Here is an 18,941-nt window from a genome sequence, read left to right as displayed (position 1 = left end):
ATATGAAGATTGAGTATATTGAGCGAAAAACCGGAGAAGTCAAAGAGGAAAAGGTTCCGGGAAAGGTATTTTTGCAGTGGATTTATGGGAATCGACTGGGAAAACTTACCCTGGGGACCCTGGTCAAACGAAAATGGTTTTCCAAGCTTTACGGGATAAGCCAGGACTGGTCCTTTAGCAAAAGAAAAATCAAAAGCTTTGTTGAGAATCAGGGGATTAATCTTAAGGAGGCGGAGCGGGAAAAACCCGGGGATTACCATAGTTTCAATGATTTTTTCACCCGGAAATTGAAAAAAGAGGCAAGACCCGTAGAGCAGGACGCCAAAACCCTGGTATCTCCGGCGGACGGGAAACTCTTCGCCTACGAGAACATTGATCGGGAACAGGTGGTTCAAATCAAGGGGCTAAGCTACAGCCTGGCAGAACTGATCGGAGATAAAACCCTGGCAGAGGTTTACCAGGGGGGAAGCAAGATCATTATCCGCCTCGCCCCCAGTGATTATCATCGTTTCCATTTTCCCGACAGCGGAGTTATGGGGCATACAAAGGAGATTAAAGGGCAGTACAGTTCCGTAAATCCCATGGCTTTAGAGAAAATCATCCGACTGTATGTACAGAATAAACGGGCGGTGACTAAGTTTCGATCCCAGAATTTTGGAGAGATGCTATACATAGAAATCGGGGCTACCTGTGTAGGCACCATTGTGCAGACCGCAACAGAAAATCAACCGGTAAAAAAGGGGGAGGAAAAGGGATACTTTGCCTTCGGAGGTTCCACGGTGATCCTGTTTTTCAAACCGGGGGAAGTGAAAATCCATAAAGATTTACTGGAGCATACCCAACAGGGTATGGAAACAAAGGTTTATATGGGGCAAGGGATCGGAGAGAAACCGGAGTGAGCCGTAAAAAAGACGAAGATCCCAGTGAGGTCTTCGTCTTTCATTGAATTTTATTGAATGTTACGATTTACTGCAAAGCCGGAAAAAATTAATTCTTTGTGGCAAAGGTGGTGAACATTTCGGTTCGGGCTTTGCAGATGGGACAGTCATCTTCCAGGGCACCGGTTATGGTGTAACCACAGACGTCACAAACATGAACCGTACTTTGGTCGAAGTCCTTATTGGCGTCCACCGCTTCCTTGGCTTTACCGAAAAGCTCGGCGTGGGTCTTTTCCGCTTCTAAGGCAAACTCAAAGGATCGAATGCTTCCCTTTTCATCTTGCATATTGGCCACGGAAATAAAGGCGGGATACATTTGCTCCACTTCGTGGTTTTCCCCGTCAATGGCTCCTTGAAGATTTTCCGAGGTGTTGGTAAGGCCAAAACCGGCTCCCGCAGTTACGGAAGCGTCTCCTACTTCCTTGCGAAGCTCCCGGAAATGATTGCCTGCATGTACCTGTTCGGCGTAAGCTACGGCATCAAAAAGGTTTCCTACATTGGGATAGCCTTCTTTTACGGCGGCCTTTCCCCAGTAGATATAACGCATGTGAGCCATGGACTCTCCACCAAAGGCGGATTTTAAATTTTCAGCAGTCATTGGATTCATAAAACATCTCTCCTTCATTATTAGTTGATTTTGCATACAATTTCGCACACAAGTTACCTATACCCCAAGGCCGGTATAATAATCAAATTAAGTTGGAAAATCCGGCAGTGAAGATATAAGTAAAAAAAGTATACCATAGAATCCCTTCTAGTCAAGGAGGGAAAAAACCGATATAATAATTATTCAAGGGATATAACGGTTCCGAAAGAACACCCTACATATAATGGGAGGAGGAAGGGTATGGGCAGCAGCAAAAATAACAGGAATAAGAAGGGGAACACAAAAAAAACGGGGAAAAGCAAAAAGCAAAGCCAGGGAGAGAACTTCTGGTCCATTACCGGAAGAACCCTTCGGGAGGCCACCATCTGGATTTTTTCCGTAGTTATCATCACGGGACTGTACGCCTTGATAATGGGGAACCCTCTGCTTTTTACCATACATCGAAGTTTATATATGATTGGAATGGCCCTGGGGATTTATGCAATACTGGAAAGCATTATCAAAAAAAACCGGAATTTAAAAGAGGAAAAAGCAAAAAAAGAAGAGGCGGAACGAGTGCGTAAGCAGCGAAATATCGGAATTTATCGAGGATTTATGGTAATGGGAGCGGCTTTCATTTTGGAAATAATTGATTATGTTATACAGTAAGAAGGCGGCAAAAAAATAAAGAATACCAATCGATCACAGAAGGAGGGAGTTTATTGCAATTAAAAGAAATTACCAAGGAGCATCTCAATGAGGTGCTGGAGTTTGTGGTACTGATTTCCGATGTTCGGTTAAAGAAAACCAAAACCGATAAAGTCTATGCGGATCTTACGGTACAGGACGCATCAAAAATCATGGAGGTAAAATGCTGGGATTATGAGAAATACCAGCATATTTTTGAGGAAATCGAAGCCAACGATCCCGTGGAAATCAAAGGGGCCGTGGGAGAATACAACGGTCAGCTCCAGTTGACGGTAAAAGAAGTCCGAAAACTGCCAAAGGGGGAATACCAAGTTCAAAACCTGATTCCCACCAGCACCTGGGATTATGAGGATATGGAAAAGGGCCTCCGGGTGTTTTATGAAAAAATTGAAACCCCGGAATTTCAGCAGCTCTTGGATGCCTTGGTTTTCTCCGAGGCCTATTATGAAAAATTCATGACCTATCCAGCGGCGAAGAAGGTGCATCATAACTTTTATCACGGCATCCTGCAACATACCCTGGAAGTGCTGAAATACAGCTTGACCGTAGCCAAGACGAAAAAGCTGAGCCAGCGGCAGATTGACCGCCTCATGGTCATAGCCTTCCTCCATGATTGGGCAAAGATTAAGGAATACGCCCCCCTTCCGAAAAATGATTTAACCGATGAGGGGATCATGCTGGGACATATTTTCCTCGGCAGTCATGAAGTGTTGAATACCATCAACACTATTGACGGATTTAGGGAAGAGGATAAACTGATTATTTTAAACGGTCTGTTGGGCCATCACGGCGCCCTGGAATGGGGGTCCCCCGTCCTTCCCAAAACCATTGAAGCCCAGATCCTTCACCAGGCGGATAAACTCTCCGGGGACATTGAAAGCATCTTATCCTTCGTGGATGAAAACCAGGATGAAGAATCCTTTACCCCGAAGCTTTGGAATATGGGTACGGGGTATTATAAAAAGTAGGGGGCCCCTGCTAGAATTAAGGATATCAAAGAAGTTGACTAAAGGAGCAGTCTGTAAAGGACTGTTCTTTTTTTAGTGCTGCACTTTTTCTTTGAAGTTTGGCATTGAGTTCCTCTTCGGACATGTTCTTGTACCGGCTTTCTTTCAGATGATAGCTAGGTTGAGTCTTGTGGGAAGGGGAGGGAACCCTCGGGACATTTGCCGCAGCTTTATAAAGCCCTTGGCTTTCCCGTCGTCCCGACAGGTCTTCAAGGACCTTGGTAAGGTACTTCCCGTAACCGAAGGTGGATACCGGTTTGGTCTCGATAATGGCAATCCCCTCCCTTAGCAGTTCTTTCCCGTAGGTTTCCATTAAGGCTTGATGGACTTCCTCCGGGGATTTATGTAGATGGCTTTGGGGGTGTTCTTTTTCTTTCCTGCGCTCTTCAGTAGATCGATAGATATCATTAAAATCAGTATCACTTAAATCAGTATTACTAAGATCAGTATTATTAGGGGGTAATTTACGGCCCTTCTGAGGGGAAATAATCTCTTCTCTAAGGAGTACCTTTTGGGTCTTCTGAGAAGGCAAAATATCACCTTCGGGGTGTAAACGTTGGGTAGTCTGAGGAGGCATATCGCCCTCACTGAGGTGTAAACTTTGGGTTGTTTGAGGAGACATATTGCCCTCTCCGGTGTGTTCACTTATGGTTTGCGGAGATGACATATTGTCCTCTAGGAGAGGTGTATTAGCTTCCGGGGCAGCGGGAGCCAGCTCCTCTGTTTCCGGTTTTGCCAAGTACAGACGACTAACTCTTCCAAGCCCCTCTTTAACTTCCATCAAGAGCTCCGCATCTTTCAGTTCTTTTTTGTATTTTCCTACGGTTTTCGAATTGGCATTCATAACTTCCGTTAAGCTCCGCTCCGATTGCGGCTTTTCATGGAAGGCTCGAAGATCTCCCTGGGTGGGTTTTACCTTATATTGAAGGTAGTACCGCCCCTGGTTATCCCGCCAGTTGTTTATCATGGACAATTGAAGGCGATCAAAAAAAATGGCATAAAGCACCTTCGCCCCGAAGGAAAGCTCCCGATACTTTTCATGGTTGATGATCTCTTTGGAAAGCTGATAAAACTGGATGGAACTTCGGTCCTCCACACTGTAAAGCCGACTTTCGATAGAATTTTTACCCTTTGACATAGCATCACTCCTTGTATTTTTTTACCTTCGATAATAAAAGGCAGTATCTTATACCAAAAATATTTGAAAATACAATAGGTAATTTGGAAAATTCAAAAAAATCTTCTTAGAACTTAATTGTAAAAGTAAATTAGACCCTTAGTGAAAAATAGAGGTATTTTTTTGTAATAATTACAGAGTATTTACTAAGCATTCAGGAGAAGGAAGAGGTATAGTTGTTATATAAGTCTAAGGAACTAGAAATTTATAATTTTTTTAAAATTTAGAAGGTATATTTGTAAGAGATGTAGAAGTAATAACTAAGCGATTTAATATTTTCCAATTAAGTAAAATATTAAATAAAGGGAGGGAGACTATGCTGGAACATGTAAAAAATATTGGGGGTTACATTTTAAGTGCGAATGCTGAAGAGTCTGTTGTGGATCATATGGTTAATACGATTAATTCCGATACTATGGAAACCATTGTGGAGGTATTAATTGAAGACGGTAAAATCAGCTTGGAACCGAGAGAGTTTGAAAGAAATATTGCCTCTAAAGCTCTATTCTATCAAAAGGGTAATGGTGTTTTAGGAGGGGGAGTGCGATTAGATTATTATTTTCAAGAAGATAATAAAGGCGAGTATAAAGGGAGGAGTAAACTGAAAAAAGCCTGTGAGTTTTGTGAAGTTGGTCAGTATTATGAAGAAATTCAAGAAGCGGTGGAAGCTTATTTAAAAGAAAGAAGTTCCGAAGCTTTTTTGATTCTATTGGTCGATGGATTGACACCCCGGGAAAAATTAACTGAAAAGTTTTTGAAGAAGATGTACGAAACTATGTTTAATCAACTAGATGGAGAGCACGTATGCCACTTATGCGGTGAGGAAGGCATAGGATATAACACCGGAGTATATCGATTTTACACGAATGACAAAGAAGTATATGGAAATATTGATGTGAAGGAAAAGTCCGGTTTAGTTTTAGGCAAAGACTGTCTGGAAAAAGTATTATTGGGTAAGCGTTATGTAGAAAAAGAGCTATCGGTATATTGGAAATCATTTGGGAAGAATGTCATGTTTCTACCCCATGGTTTTGATGATGAAATGGAAGGAATTTTTCAACTGGACGGAAGTTTACGAGAGGAAGAAAAAAAAGAATCCACCCATTTATTAGAACGATTGAACACTGCTGAAGAACTAGTGTTAGAGGATCTTGCTAAGGGAAATGCTGCCATTGATATCCTGTTTTATGAAGATGATGGCAAAGCCTTTAAGCTGGACTATCAGATTCAAAGTATTATGCCCAGTCGTTTCGGTTATCTGGCTGAGCGTTTAAAGCATTACAATCAATTAAAACTGTTTATGGTATTAAGAACCATGTCTGCGGTGAAAGTAACATTAGATAGTATTGAAAACACTTCAGGAGAAAAACTAAAATGTTTGGATGCGGTTTTTTCCGGTAGACCAATGGAAAGAAACACTTTTTTTAAACGAGCCATGGCGGTATATAAACACCATGAAATGAAAGGAGAGAAGAAATTTCGAGTAATGGAACAAAACCATAAAATCTACAATTTCCTATGCGATTGTGGAGTATTGGAAAAGGGGTGGAATACTATGAAAACATATCATAATTATGAAGAACTGTTTGAAGAAAATCCAACATATTTTGACAGTGATGAGAAAAAGGCCTGGTTTATTTTAGGTAGATGCTTTAACTATATGATCTATCAAATGAAAAAAGGGAAAAATGCTGAAGAGGGAGAAGATAACCGAGTTTCTTTGGAAAAAGGATTTTTCTTTTCTCGAAAGTTTGACTTTAAAGATTTTATATATTTTTCCAATCAGATTAGCGACAAGGCGGAAAAATATAAAGTGCACAACTCTTATTTGAAAAACATGCAAACCCAAGCCAAGGAATTAATGGCTGAAAGAGAAAGGAAACTCTCTAACGATGAGGCGAAATACTTATTCTTCTGGGGAAAAGATGCATATTTTGATAAGCAAAATAAAAACGTGGTAGAGGAGGAACAGTAATGGCGAAAACAAGGGAGTATGTATTATATTCCGATACGAAAATGGCAAATCCTAATGGTGACTTAATTAACGACAACCGCCCAAGACAGGATGAACGAACAGGAAGATTGGAAATGTCCGATGTAAGAATTAAGCGTTATGTTCGGGATGAAATGGCGGATCAAGGTCATAATGTGTTTGTTATGCCAACGAAAAGCAAGAAAAAAGGATTCCTGGATTGTAAGGGAATTGCAAAAAAAGTTGGGGAAGAACATAATGTTAAAGAAGATGAGTTAGAAGGATTGCTCAAAAAAGATTTTGCCGATGTGAAATTATTTGGTGCCGTGGTTACAAAGCCAAAGTTTAATATTACCGGTCCACTGCAAATTATTTGGAGCCAAAGTATACATGAGGCGGAAGTGAAATTTGCTCAAGGAACCTCGGTTATGGCCTCAAATGAAGGCGCTGAGCAAGGGACCATATGGTCAAAGTACTTGACGCCCTTTAGTCTGTTTCGTACCTACATGATTTACAATGATCAAGTTGCAAAACGACAAAACATTCCCGTTGAAGAAGAGGATCTGGAAATTTTTAAAAGTGCATTAATCGATGGGATGAAAAACTATAAAAGTACTTCGAAAAATCATATGCCCCGATTGTTAATCGAAGTGATATATAAAAACCAATACATTGATGGAGAACTCGACTTCGTTGAAACGAAAGCGGAAAAAGAAGACTTGGATATCCGGGACATTTCCGACTTTACTTTTGACTTGAGTCCTTTGGTAAATTACGTGGAACGGAAAAAAGAAGTAATTGAGAAAGTAAATATTTATTCTCATCCCAAAGTCCAATTAATAAATAGTGGTGAACGGTTTGAACAATACACCATTTAGAGGTGATACAATGAAAATTTTAAGTTTCACGGCTTCAGGATCTTATGCTAGGTTTAGATGTTCCCACACAACCACGTCAGCACTGACATATTCCAGCATTCACCCTGTGGCCGTAAGAGGACTTATCGGAGCCATGCTAGGGATTGAATATCATGAGCTTTATGAGAAGACTAAGGATTTACAAATTGGAATAAAACTGTTAAATCCGGTAATTAAAGATACCCAGGCCTTTAATTTAATCCCTCAAACGAAGAATAATAGTGCAGCGAACTTTCAGTCCCGTATTCAGTTTTTACGAGACCCTGCCTATCAAATTTATGTCCAAGGGGAAAGCGCAATACTTTCAGAGTTACAAGAGGTACTGACGAATAGAAATTTTGTGTTTACCCCTTACCTTGGAAATAGTGAGCATATTGCAAAAGTGGATTTTGTAGGATTATATGATCCCAAGACAATAAAAAGCAAGTTTTCCGATACGATTATGGTAAAAGAATTGGTTGACTTGGAAAAATTGGATATGGACCAAATATGCTTCGATCGAATACCTATAATGAATAATGCCACCAGGGAATATAAAGAATACCAAAATGTTGTGATGACTCCTCAAAACAGAACTCCCTTAAGGAAAGAACAAGAAGTCTTTAAAGTAGGTGAGGATCATGTGTGCTTCTTATAAACTATATTCTCACCGAGACCCTTCTAAATCAACAGGTGATCAGCTATTAGCTGATCATCTGAAAGGAGTGGCGGCGGTTGGAAGAACCATCGTTAAGCGACATGGTTTTGAAAAGGCCCCAGAAGAAGAACTCCTCAAAGTAGTAGATATCATGTCTCTTTGTCATGATTTTGGAAAAGGGAGCGAGTATTTTCAAGACTATCTTCAGGAAAAGTATTATGGGGATTATAAAAATCATGGTGAAATATCTGCATACCTCGCATACGATTTATTACCCCAAAAGTGGAAATTATTAGGTTTTATGGCAGTCAAACGACACCATGGAGATATGACACCTGGTTCGGTATTTTTTAATCAGTTTAATCAAGAATCCTTGATAAAAATCTGTGACTCTCTAAAACGAAATCAAAAAGAGTTAGAAAAGCTTTATGGACGATCATTAAATGATTTCTTTCAAAAAATACAAGATCGAAAGTTCCTAAGAAAGCCTTTAAAGGAGTTCCTTGTTTTTCATAAGAGCAAGGAAATAGAATCGTTCTTATGGCTTCATTACTTTTGGTCTATTTTACTAACTGCTGATAAGACCCAAGTTATTCGACGAGGGAACTTGCCGGGTATTGATCAACAATTGGATGACCGGAAGGTGGAGTATTACTTAGATATTTTGCGTAAAGATTTGGTTTTAAAAAATCCTGCTGTAGAAAATAGCTTGTTATATCAAATGCGGCAAAAAATTTATCTTGAAGGGCTAGAAGGGATCAAGGCCCTGGATATAGAAAAGGAACGAATTTTATCGATTAATGTTCCTACGGGTACGGGGAAAACGCTAACGGCTTACGGTGTTGCTTTTCGATTAGCTCATCGTCTTAGAAAAGAAAAAGATATTCAACCGAAAATAATTTACACATTACCCTTTACCAGTGTGATTGATCAGAATTACGGGGTTTTAGAAGATGTGCTCATCAAAAATAATATTGCGGTAGATCATACTTTGCTGTTAAAACATCACTCCTTCACAGAAATCGACTACCACTCTAAAGAGGAGGGACGACATTACCGTGAATATGACGGGAAGTTCTTTGTGGAAAACTGGCAAAGCACAGTAATTACCACGACATTTGTCCAACTCTTCAATACCATTTTTCAACCGGGACGGAATAAAATTTCCCATCGGTTTCATAATTTAGCGGGTGCAATTATTATACTAGATGAAGTCCAGGCCATTGATCCGAAGTTCTATGATGTGATTGAAGCTGTATTTAAAACTTTTAGCAAACTGTTTAACTGCTATATTATCACGGTGACCGCAACTAAACCATTGTTTTTAGAAGGAAAAGAACTGATAAATCAGTCTGAAGAACATTTCAAAGCTTTGGACCGTATTGAAATCCATAATCATATGGATCAGAAGCGATCCATTGAGGAGTTTTTGGAAATTTTACAAGAAGATATAGCAAAAGAGCCAAACAAAAGCTTTTTGATAGTCATGAACACTGTAAAATCGGCTAAAGAAGTTTATAAAACGCTACAAGATGTTTTGAACAACGAAAGGAGTCAACGGGATATTAAGTTTTTAAGCACAGAAATATATCCTAAAAGACGATTAGAGTTAATTGAAGAAATACGAACGGGAAATAACGATAATCAGATTCTTGTATCCACCCAATTGATTGAAGCCGGGGTAGACATCGACTTTGACCGGGTATACCGTGACTTTGCCCCTATGGACTCGATTAATCAAACCGCAGGTCGTTGCAACCGAAGCGGGGTCAAAGGCAAAGGTATAGTTCGTCTGTACAAATTAAAAAATATTGAACATAACGATAAGATTTTTGCAGGATATATATACTCCGAAGTCTTACTGTCCATAACGGAAAAAATACTAAAGGACCGCAAGATTATTCAAGAAAGAGAAATCTACGATATCAACCAACAGTATTTTAAAAAAACCAATGAAAAGCGAGGGAAAGACACTTCCCAAGATTTACTAAAAGCGATTTATGATTTTCGATTTGATACTATCCGTGATAAATTCCAATTAATCGAAGATCAAAGTCGCATTAAAGAAGACTTGATTATCAATATCGATGACAATACCCAAAATGACATTGCTCTAATTCTATCCCAGGAAGGTAGCTATGGAGAAACAATGAATGCTTGGATACGACTGAATCAATATAAAGTATCGGTGCCTAGAAAGGATCTCGATCAAATCAATGACCATAAATATTTTGAACATTTAAGAGTAGTCGATAAGGAAGATTATGATGAATTAGGGGTTAAGCGAAAAGAGGCCATGATTTTTTAAAGGGAGGGGTAAGATCATGAAGGTTGACTTTTGTGTGGTGCGTTTTGAAAACAAGGAACTAAATCCCAGGATGGCGGAGAAACTGCGAGGGTATTTTGCGGAGCAGTATCGAGAAGAAGAGATTTTTCATAATCATAAAGATGAAAAGTTTATGTTTCGTTATCCCTTGGTACAGTATAAAGTTGTTAAAGAGATACCAATGATTATTGGTATCAATGAAGGGGCAAAGCGCGTTCAGAGTCTTGGGATGGTTACCGATGAGTTGGTACTTGAGGGGAAAAAGCACGAAGTGTTTCAAAAAACTGTGGAAACTAAAAGGAAGGAAATAACAACGTTAGAAGAGTATCGACATTATAAGTTTGAAACCCCTTGGATTGCTCTTAACCAAAAGAATATTAGGAAGTACAGGAATGCTTCGCCCTGGGAAAAGGAAGAAATCTTAAAGAAAATTCTGATCGGAAATATTCTCTCCTTGGCAAAAGGATTAAATTATGAAGTGAAAGAGGAAATTCATTGCTGGCTGAATATAAAAGCCTGTGAAGTGAATATGAAAAATATTGCAATGCAAGGATTTAAGGGCACTTTTAAGACGAATGTTGTCCTGCCGGATTATCTAGGGATCGGAAAATCGGTAGCTAAAGGTTTTGGAACGATTAAAGAGGTGAGCTGATTGAAATTGGTTATTAATACACCAGGTATTTATTTATGTAAAAGAGGCGAATGTTTTTCCATACAAAAAGATCAGGAAAAACAAGAGATATCCGCAAAAAAAGTAGAGCAAATATTAATTACTACCCGGGCGGCCCTTTCCACGGATGCCATCGAATTGGCCGTGGAGAATAATGTTGATATCGTATTTTTAAAGTATTCGGGTCAACCCCTGGGAAGGGTTTGGCATTCAAGACTGGGTAGCATTTCCACCATTCGACGAAAGCAATTGTTTTTACAGGACCATTCATTAGGGTTAAAACTGGTAAAGTCCTGGATTGCGAAAAAACTGGAGAACCAGATCAATCACTTGGAAAAACTAAGTGTGAATCGTCGGGATGAACGACAGGAGGAAATTATAACTGCTATTGATAAAATTAATATGCAGCGAGAAAAAATTGGAAAGCTTGATTCCCGTAAGACTGTGGAGGAGTTAAGAGGGACTCTTCTCGGCAGTGAAGGCACCGCCGGGAGAGTATATTTTGAAACACTGGGAAAAATATTACCGAAGAAATATCAATTCAGTGGGAGAAGTAAAAATCCTGCGAAGGATCCCTTTAACTGTTTACTCAATTACAGCTACGGAATTCTTTATTCCAATGTGGAAAAAGCTTGTATTCTAGCGGGTTTAGACCCATATATTGGGATTATGCATACGGATAATTACAACAAAAAAGCTTTGGTATTTGATATTATTGAAATGTATCGGATACAAATGGAAGAACTGGTAGTACAACTTTTTGCAAAACGAAAGATTAAGGTGGAATTTTTTGATGAGATTGAAGGCGGATATTATCTTAATAAAAAGGGGAAGCAAGCACTTTTAGAGGTATATCATAAGGATATGGAGAAAAAAGTGCGTTATCATGGTAGAAATATTGAAAAACAAAATATTATCCAGTTTGAATGCCATCGCATTGCAAATCTTATTTTGGAGGAGGGGCCCACATGTTAGTATGGGTAATTTATGATATTGTTGAGGATAAAACCAGAAACCAAATAGCAAAGCAATGTAAAAACAACGGTTTGTATCGAGTGCAAAAAAGTGTTTTTCTTGGTGATGTGGATCGAAATGATTTGGACGATTTAAAGTTAATCATTGAAGATATGATCGACGAAGAAGAAGACTCGGTTTATGTTTTTCCTATGAGTGAAGGAGATTTTAAGAAAATAGGTTTATTCGGACAGGCCTTTGATAAGGAGATGGTCAGTGATGAAATCATATCCAAGTTCTTTTAAAGAATTTGAGTACTTCATTACCCCTTCGGATATGATAGAGTATCTGTATTGTCCAAGGTTCATATATTATATGAAAGTACTTGGAATAAAACAGTATGAAGACAAACGTTATAAAGTTCAAAAAGGGAGAACTTTGCATGATAAGAAAGAGGAAGAAAATAGAAAATATTTACGTAAGAAAATCGGAGCAATAAATAAGGAAACTGCCGTGAGTCTGATAAGTAATGAAATGAAAGTCCGGGGAATTGTAGATGAAGTGTTAACATTAAAAGACGGTACCATGGCCCCTCTGGATTATAAATTCGCAAAATACGAAGAAAAAATATATAAAACCCTTCGAACACAAACCATTCTTTACAGCATTATGATTGAGGAAGTTTATAATAAAAAAGTGGATCGTGGGTATATTGTCTATTGTAGGGGTGGGGATAGACTTGTGGAAGTATCTATGAAAATGAAAGATAAAGAGAATGTGAAAAAGGATATTATGTCCTTGCATAAGGTTCTTGCAGGATATTTTCCTAAAGCTACGACGGTTAAAGCACGTTGCACTGATTGTACATATAAAAATATATGTATACAATAAATCGTTTAGCAAATGGTTTCAAATATTTGTAAATGTAAATTGTTTGCGTTATAATGAAAATTGAAACATTAGGAAAGGAATCCACAACCTTTGCATGGGTTTTTATAAAACTGCCTAGTAAAAATGCGGGTTGTAGCGATTGTGGTTGCAAAATTATTGAGAAAATTCCATGTAATCTCTGTAATTAAGTATTAAGAAAGAGTGTGGCCTATGTTTATATGTCAAAAACAACTGTTAATATTAATAAAACTATTGAGTTTTACTTGTTTTATACTCATCAAAAAAACACTACAATCAGGTGGCATCAATATATAGCTGTGTTTTTGCTGTTCCAATGTAAGATCCACTAAAACAAGGATTGAAACTTTTCTGCTAAAATTTTCATCGAAACCATGGGAGGTGTTCCAATGTAAGATCCACTAAAACAAGGATTGAAACACGTTAACGGTCCCTAGTATCAAGGGCGATGATCTCGTTCCAATGTAAGATCCACTAAAACAAGGATTGAAACTGGAATACTCATAGACATGAAATAGTTGATTTTTCTGTTCCAATGTAAGATCCACTAAAACAAGGATTGAAACATGAGGTCAATCATTCTGAATATCTGGCTTTCACCCGTTCCAATGTAAGATCCACTAAAACAAGGATTGAAACATGTCGCAATTACTAGCTGATATGGGTGAAGTTTTTTGTTCCAATGTAAGATCCACTAAAACAAGGATTGAAACATTTCTGGACAGTTAACCGTAATGATTGTTTTACTTTGTTCCAATGTAAGATCCACTAAAACAAGGATTGAAACTGTACGAAAGATTTGAAAACGTAAGACAGCAATATTGTTCCAATGTAAGATCCACTAAAACAAGGATTGAAACGACAAACTATCTAAGTATTATTATTTTGAGCAAAAGTTCCAATGTAAGATCCACTAAAACAAGGATTGAAACTGTTACTGCCTTCTTTCGCATGAACAGCGATCCCTGTGTTCCAATGTAAGATCCACTAAAACAAGGATTGAAACTTAGTTAGCGCCACTTTCAAATTCAGAGGCGGTTTCAGTTCCAATGTAAGATCCACTAAAACAAGGATTGAAACTACACCAATCCTGCATCAATAATTATCGGTTCAATCGGTTCCAATGTAAGATCCACTAAAACAAGGATTGAAACTGAGTGATAATATCATTTGCCTGCATTTCTCCGATGTTCCAATGTAAGATCCACTAAAACAAGGATTGAAACATTTTTCTTCTGCTGTCATTGGTAACAACTCCTTTTTGTTCCAATGTAAGATCCACTAAAACAAGGATTGAAACCTCTGTCCATCAACATAAAGTCCATTTCATCTTCAAGTTCCAATGTAAGATCCACTAAAACAAGGATTGAAACATAGTACAGTTGAGTCTAGTCCACTTCATATTTCTTGTTCCAATGTAAGATCCACTAAAACAAGGATTGAAACATCCGATCTCGGAACTTCATTGGATTAAGAGGTTATGTTCCAATGTAAGATCCACTAAAACAAGGATTGAAACACAGGTGCGGGAGTTGCTACGGGATGCGCTACCATGGTTCCAATGTAAGATCCACTAAAACAAGGATTGAAACATTATAGTTAACAATTCGCTTGTTTTTTCTAATACTTGTTCCAATGTAAGATCCACTAAAACAAGGATTGAAACCAGAGATATCATAAAATCAGCGACAAAAAAAATATTGTTCCAATGTAAGATCCACTAAAACAAGGATTGAAACATATGTTCTTCTGCTAACTTGCGAAAATGTCTGATAGTTCCAATGTAAGATCCACTAAAACAAGGATTGAAACTTAAGTAGCCGCCTCGTTTCCATATCAATATAATCGTTCCAATGTAAGATCCACTAAAACAAGGATTGAAACAGGTCGGCTTTCTTTGCTCTCTCGTTGTATTCAATTGTTCCAATGTAAGATCCACTAAAACAAGGATTGAAACAGATAGAAAAATGATTAAAATTGATAGGATAACCGGGTTCCAATGTAAGATCCACTAAAACAAGGATTGAAACATCAAGAAAGAGTTGCAAACAAAAAAGCAGGACAAGGTTCCAATGTAAGATCCACTAAAACAAGGATTGAAACAATATGAATCACTAGGAATCACAGAATTGTATCATCGTTCCAATGTAAGATCCACTAAAACAAGGATTGAAACTGAAGAAATACAACCGGAAATCTACGACGCATTAGGTTCCAATGTAAGATCCACTAAAACAAGGATTGAAACAATCACTATGAACTACTAAACAATGAAGACTTAAAGTTCCAATGTAAGATCCACTAAAACAAGGATTGAAACCCCATGATATCCTAGTAACATGGGACAGAAGTAAATTGTTCCAATGTAAGATCCACTAAAACAAGGATTGAAACATAACACGAAGTCGGATTTCGAAGCATGGTGCCGAGTTCCAATGTAAGATCCACTAAAACAAGGATTGAAACTGGGATCGGGCAGCATGATGGTTAGTGCTAAGAATGGTTCCAATGTAAGATCCACTAAAACAAGGATTGAAACCGACAGCTATATAATCTAAAGGAGGCGCAACATGGGTTCCAATGTAAGATCCACTAAAACAAGGATTGAAACATTAAGAATCTCTGAGGAATAATTTGCTTCGATCAGGTTCCAATGTAAGATCCACTAAAACAAGGATTGAAACAACGTCCGCAATGGCCCTTCTACGAAAAATAAGGTGTTCCAATGTAAGATCCACTAAAACAAGGATTGAAACATCATCATCGGAGGCGACACAACAAAAGTAGGCATGTTCCAATGTAAGATCCACTAAAACAAGGATTGAAACAGCTCTTTTAAATTCTTGTGAACATAAACCTCAGCGTTCCAATGTAAGATCCACTAAAACAAGGATTGAAACCCGAGCTTTGTTTCCCGTGTTGGCAAGGACTACTTTGTTCCAATGTAAGATCCACTAAAACAAGGATTGAAACTACAAACGCAAATGTGGAAAACCGATAACCTAGGTGGTTCCAATGTAAGATCCACTAAAACAAGGATTGAAACTAGATGATTCGATCGTGCTTCTTAGCGAACCGATCAAGTTCCAATGTAAGATCCACTAAAACAAGGATTGAAACCAAACAGGCAGGGAACAGCGTAACCGTGCCGGTAATTGTTCCAATGTAAGATCCACTAAAACAAGGATTGAAACAACGCTCCTTGCGAATAATCAAAATGTGTAAAACACGTTCCAATGTAAGATCCACTAAAACAAGGATTGAAACTGGCCGTTTGAATCTCTTCCTCGGTTGCGGAAATGTTCCAATGTAAGATCCACTAAAACAAGGATTGAAACTACTTATTCCGGAGCGAGTGAGCGTCGACGTTCTTTTGTTCCAATGTAAGATCCACTAAAACAAGGATTGAAACTACTTTACCTTGGTGCCAGGCTTCATCTGACATTTCGTTCCAATGTAAGATCCACTAAAACAAGGATTGAAACTCCCTCCTTCTCCTCCATATACCAGCCGATTAGTTCGTTCCAATGTAAGATCCACTAAAACAAGGATTGAAACAACCTTCCCTTGTCCGGAATTTGCGTGGCCGATAAGTTCCAATGTAAGATCCACTAAAACAAGGATTGAAACACACATGCTTCCCTTTTGCTACACAAGTATCAATCAGTTCCAATGTAAGATCCACTAAAACAAGGATTGAAACCCTTATCCAGTCGAAAATCCAACGCTTTTTTTACTTGTTCCAATGTAAGATCCACTAAAACAAGGATTGAAACTCCACCATGCTCGGTATATCGTGCTTGTATATACTTGTTCCAATGTAAGATCCACTAAAACAAGGATTGAAACCTCCATACCTATCGATAATTATTGTTGCGTGTGGGGTTCCAATGTAAGATCCACTAAAACAAGGATTGAAACAAAAACAACAGCCGACTTTTGAGCGTGACGACGAAAGTTCCAATGTAAGATCCACTAAAACAAGGATTGAAACAACTACCTCCTTTGTTTTCATGGTCTTTCCCAAGAGGTTCCAATGTAAGATCCACTAAAACAAGGATTGAAACTTATGTAGTCCTTTTCGATAAGGACCCTTTTGCCTGTTCCAATGTAAGATCCACTAAAACAAGGATTGAAACACCATAGCAGCGCTTCCTCTACATGATCCAGGGCCTTGTTCCAATGTAAGATCCACTAAAACAAGGATTGAAACTTTTCGAGAACCTCGGAACAAACTTCCCGAACGACGTTCCAATGTAAGATCCACTAAAACAAGGATTGAAACTGACCGGGTCCATGAGGTCGACGTCGTGGATCACGGTTCCAATGTAAGATCCACTAAAACAAGGATTGAAACCCTTCAATATTGCTTATCCATCTGTCCATTCCTATCGTTCCAATGTAAGATCCACTAAAACAAGGATTGAAACAAGTCAGAGGAGGCGGAGTAGGTGACCAAAGAAGGTTCCAATGTAAGATCCACTAAAACAAGGATTGAATCTCATTCAATATAGCAGTATAAGAGAACATAAGCGTAATTATTATGAAACGATACTAACATTTCTTTAAGAGGCAGTATTTGAGAGACATTATAATGAAGAGCTTATAGGATAAAAGAAAAAAAGGCCAAGCATTTAGCTGGCCTTTCTTTCTTTTTCCCTATGGTCTCCCACATCAATTTTCGGTGCGGGAATGTTACTGGTATCCCCTTGCTCTACCGTATCGTAGGAGAGTATTTTTGTAGGGCAGGTATAGACACAAGTGGAGCATTTTATACACTCGGGATGGGTGAACTGCTTTCCATCTTTAAAGGCTTCATGGGGAGAAAGCTGGGCGGGACAAGCTTTAGAGCATAGTCCGCAGGCTTTGCACTTATCGGCTTCGGGAGTTACCACTTTGTTGGTTTTTTTATTGATTCCGGTTTTGGTACCGAAATAATGCATGATTCGCTGGATGGTCCCCATGGGGCAAAAGGTGCACCAGGTCCGGGGGGCAAAGAAAATCCCTAAAATACTTCCCACGACGGTAACCACCAGGTAGGTACCCACAAAGATCATCCCCAACTGATCCCAAAAGGAAGCGCTTCCCCAAAAGTCCTGAAGGGCCAGGATTCGTCGGGATATATTGAATCCGAAAAACAGGAAGATAAAACCGATAAGATAGGGGTTTTTTGTAATCTTCGGGAAGGCCTTGTTTTTACTGTAGGGCAGTAGTAGGGCATCGAATAGACTGCCGTGGGCGCAGACATTTCCGCACCAGTATTTTCCCATAAACAGGGAAGAAACCGTAAGACCGATGATAATCAGCGGTACGGTTAGGCCTAGTTTCGGAAACCATAATCCTCCGAAGGCAACGAGAAGCGTATAAATCCAAGCATATTTTCTAAGGGTGGTAAAAGTTCGATTTTTTTTAATAAAGGGTTGTTTCATCAAAACACCTCCTGAAATTGACCCCCATACGGAGGGGGTGCATTTACAAATTATAAAGGCTGAAACAGCAAATGTCAACCGCTGTTTCAGCCTTTATAATTTGTTGGAAAGCATGGAAATTTCAGATTTTTTCCGTTGTCGGATTACCGTTTCTTGATGATCAGAAAAAGCCCGGCCAGGATCAATATAACCGGTACCGCCAATTGAAAATCAAAGGCATAATAACTTTGAAGAATGTTGGAAAGCCCCAATACGGTGAGTAGAAAGGTGGGAAGTAATAAGGACCGATCCTGATAACCGAAGACATAAAGCTGAAACAGACCGAAGGCCACCCCCAATAATAAATAGGGCCATACCGGCGATAGGAAAGCCCATCCGTAGTAGGCCTCCAGGAAAAACACCAAGCCGTAAACCGTCAGGATGCCTCCCGGTACCAACAGGGAATTATTTTTCCGGCGACTGAAAAAATAGCTGAACTCAAAAATCAGTCCCGGGATTAATAAAAACAGGGGCCAAACCAGGGCAAATCGTAATTCGATGAACTGTAAATGGTTTAATAACATAAAGATTCCTAAAAATAATAGTACAATACCGACAAATATTCGTCCCTTCGATGCTTTCATGGGATCATCCTTTCTTTGGGTCAAATTTCTTATCCTAATCCATTATACATTATTCGAGAAAGATTTAAAAAATCCTTTTAAAAAATGA

The 18,941-nt window shown here is 38.8% G+C and carries 15 protein-coding genes and 1 CRISPR repeat array; of the genes, 11 read left to right on the top strand and 4 right to left on the bottom strand.

What is annotated here, in order from left to right:
- Nucleotides 1–2 precede the first annotated feature (2 nt).
- Nucleotides 3–899 carry a phosphatidylserine decarboxylase gene (locus tag ISALK_RS02565; protein WP_160718720.1) on the top strand — a complete coding sequence of 299 codons (897 nt, stop codon included), beginning with the start codon at nucleotides 3–5 and terminating at the stop codon, nucleotides 897–899.
- Between the two features lie 88 nt (nucleotides 900–987).
- On the opposite strand, the gene ISALK_RS02560 is transcribed toward ISALK_RS02565, so the two are convergent.
- Complete coding sequence (locus ISALK_RS02560; RefSeq protein ID WP_160718718.1) at nucleotides 988–1,545, bottom strand: rubrerythrin family protein; 558 nt, start codon at nucleotides 1,543–1,545, stop codon at nucleotides 988–990.
- Nucleotides 1,546–1,785: 240 nt separating this feature from the next.
- Here ISALK_RS02560 and ISALK_RS02555 point away from each other — a divergent pair, with 240 nt between their 5' ends.
- Nucleotides 1,786–2,193, top strand: a complete 408-nt coding sequence (locus tag ISALK_RS02555; RefSeq protein WP_160718716.1) for a hypothetical protein — start codon at nucleotides 1,786–1,788, stop codon at nucleotides 2,191–2,193.
- Nucleotides 2,194–2,246: 53 nt separating this feature from the next.
- Nucleotides 2,247–3,200, top strand: coding sequence for a 3'-5' exoribonuclease YhaM family protein (locus tag ISALK_RS02550; RefSeq protein WP_201756823.1), 954 nt, complete (start codon nucleotides 2,247–2,249; stop codon nucleotides 3,198–3,200).
- Between the two features lie 25 nt (nucleotides 3,201–3,225).
- Here ISALK_RS02550 and ISALK_RS02545 read toward each other — a convergent pair whose 3' ends face one another.
- On the bottom strand, nucleotides 3,226–4,377 hold the full coding sequence (locus ISALK_RS02545; RefSeq protein WP_160718714.1) for a replication initiator protein A: 1,152 nt from the start codon (nucleotides 4,375–4,377) through the stop codon (nucleotides 3,226–3,228).
- Nucleotides 4,378–4,732: 355 nt separating this feature from the next.
- Here ISALK_RS02545 and ISALK_RS02540 point away from each other — a divergent pair, with 355 nt between their 5' ends.
- The 8 genes from ISALK_RS02540 to cas4 are packed head-to-tail and all read left to right on the top strand — an operon-like array spanning nucleotide 4,733 to nucleotide 12,783.
- Nucleotides 4,733–6,391, top strand: a complete 1,659-nt coding sequence (locus ISALK_RS02540; RefSeq protein ID WP_160718712.1) for a TIGR02556 family CRISPR-associated protein — start codon at nucleotides 4,733–4,735, stop codon at nucleotides 6,389–6,391.
- Nucleotides 6,391–7,266, top strand: a complete 876-nt coding sequence (gene cas7b / locus ISALK_RS02535) for a type I-B CRISPR-associated protein Cas7/Csh2 (protein ID WP_160718710.1) — start codon at nucleotides 6,391–6,393, stop codon at nucleotides 7,264–7,266. The genes ISALK_RS02540 and cas7b overlap by 1 nt, the downstream gene beginning before the upstream one ends.
- Nucleotides 7,267–7,276: 10 nt before the next feature.
- Entirely contained in the window at nucleotides 7,277–7,942 is a 666-nt protein-coding gene (gene cas5b / locus ISALK_RS02530; RefSeq protein ID WP_160718708.1) for a type I-B CRISPR-associated protein Cas5b, read from the top strand.
- Nucleotides 7,926–10,250: a CRISPR-associated helicase Cas3' gene (gene cas3, locus ISALK_RS02525; protein ID WP_160718706.1), complete on the top strand. Its 2,325-nt coding sequence runs from the start codon at nucleotides 7,926–7,928 to the stop codon at nucleotides 10,248–10,250. Before cas5b ends, cas3 begins: the two co-directional genes overlap by 17 nt.
- A gap of 16 nt (nucleotides 10,251–10,266) precedes the next feature.
- Nucleotides 10,267–10,920, top strand: a complete 654-nt coding sequence (locus ISALK_RS02520; protein ID WP_160718704.1) for a CRISPR-associated endonuclease Cas6 — start codon at nucleotides 10,267–10,269, stop codon at nucleotides 10,918–10,920.
- Nucleotides 10,921–11,913, top strand: a complete 993-nt coding sequence (gene cas1, locus ISALK_RS02515; protein WP_160718702.1) for a CRISPR-associated endonuclease Cas1 — start codon at nucleotides 10,921–10,923, stop codon at nucleotides 11,911–11,913.
- Nucleotides 11,907–12,197: a CRISPR-associated endonuclease Cas2 gene (gene cas2 / locus ISALK_RS02510; protein ID WP_160718700.1), complete on the top strand. Its 291-nt coding sequence runs from the start codon at nucleotides 11,907–11,909 to the stop codon at nucleotides 12,195–12,197. Before cas1 ends, cas2 begins: the two co-directional genes overlap by 7 nt.
- On the top strand, nucleotides 12,172–12,783 hold the full coding sequence (cas4, locus tag ISALK_RS02505; RefSeq protein ID WP_160718698.1) for a CRISPR-associated protein Cas4: 612 nt from the start codon (nucleotides 12,172–12,174) through the stop codon (nucleotides 12,781–12,783). Before cas2 ends, cas4 begins: the two co-directional genes overlap by 26 nt.
- 328 nt (nucleotides 12,784–13,111) lie before the next feature.
- A CRISPR array of direct repeats spans nucleotides 13,112–17,302; the repeat unit is 37 nt; unit sequence GTTCCAATGTAAGATCCACTAAAACAAGGATTGAAAC.
- A 133-nt stretch (nucleotides 17,303–17,435) separates the two neighbouring features.
- On the opposite strand, the gene ISALK_RS02500 is transcribed toward cas4, so the two are convergent.
- Nucleotides 17,436–18,230: a 4Fe-4S binding protein gene (locus tag ISALK_RS02500; protein WP_160718696.1), complete on the bottom strand. Its 795-nt coding sequence runs from the start codon at nucleotides 18,228–18,230 to the stop codon at nucleotides 17,436–17,438.
- A gap of 143 nt (nucleotides 18,231–18,373) precedes the next feature.
- Entirely contained in the window at nucleotides 18,374–18,853 is a 480-nt protein-coding gene (locus tag ISALK_RS02495; protein ID WP_160718694.1) for a LiaI-LiaF-like domain-containing protein, read from the bottom strand.
- Nucleotides 18,854–18,941: the final 88 nt, after the last annotated feature.

The sequence above is a fragment of the Isachenkonia alkalipeptolytica genome (assembly GCF_009910325.1).
Taxonomy (GTDB): Bacteria; Bacillota; Clostridia; order Peptostreptococcales; family T1SED10-28; genus Isachenkonia; species Isachenkonia alkalipeptolytica.
The sequence above is the reverse complement of the archived record's forward strand: the minus strand, read 5'-3'. Positions and strand labels throughout refer to the sequence as shown.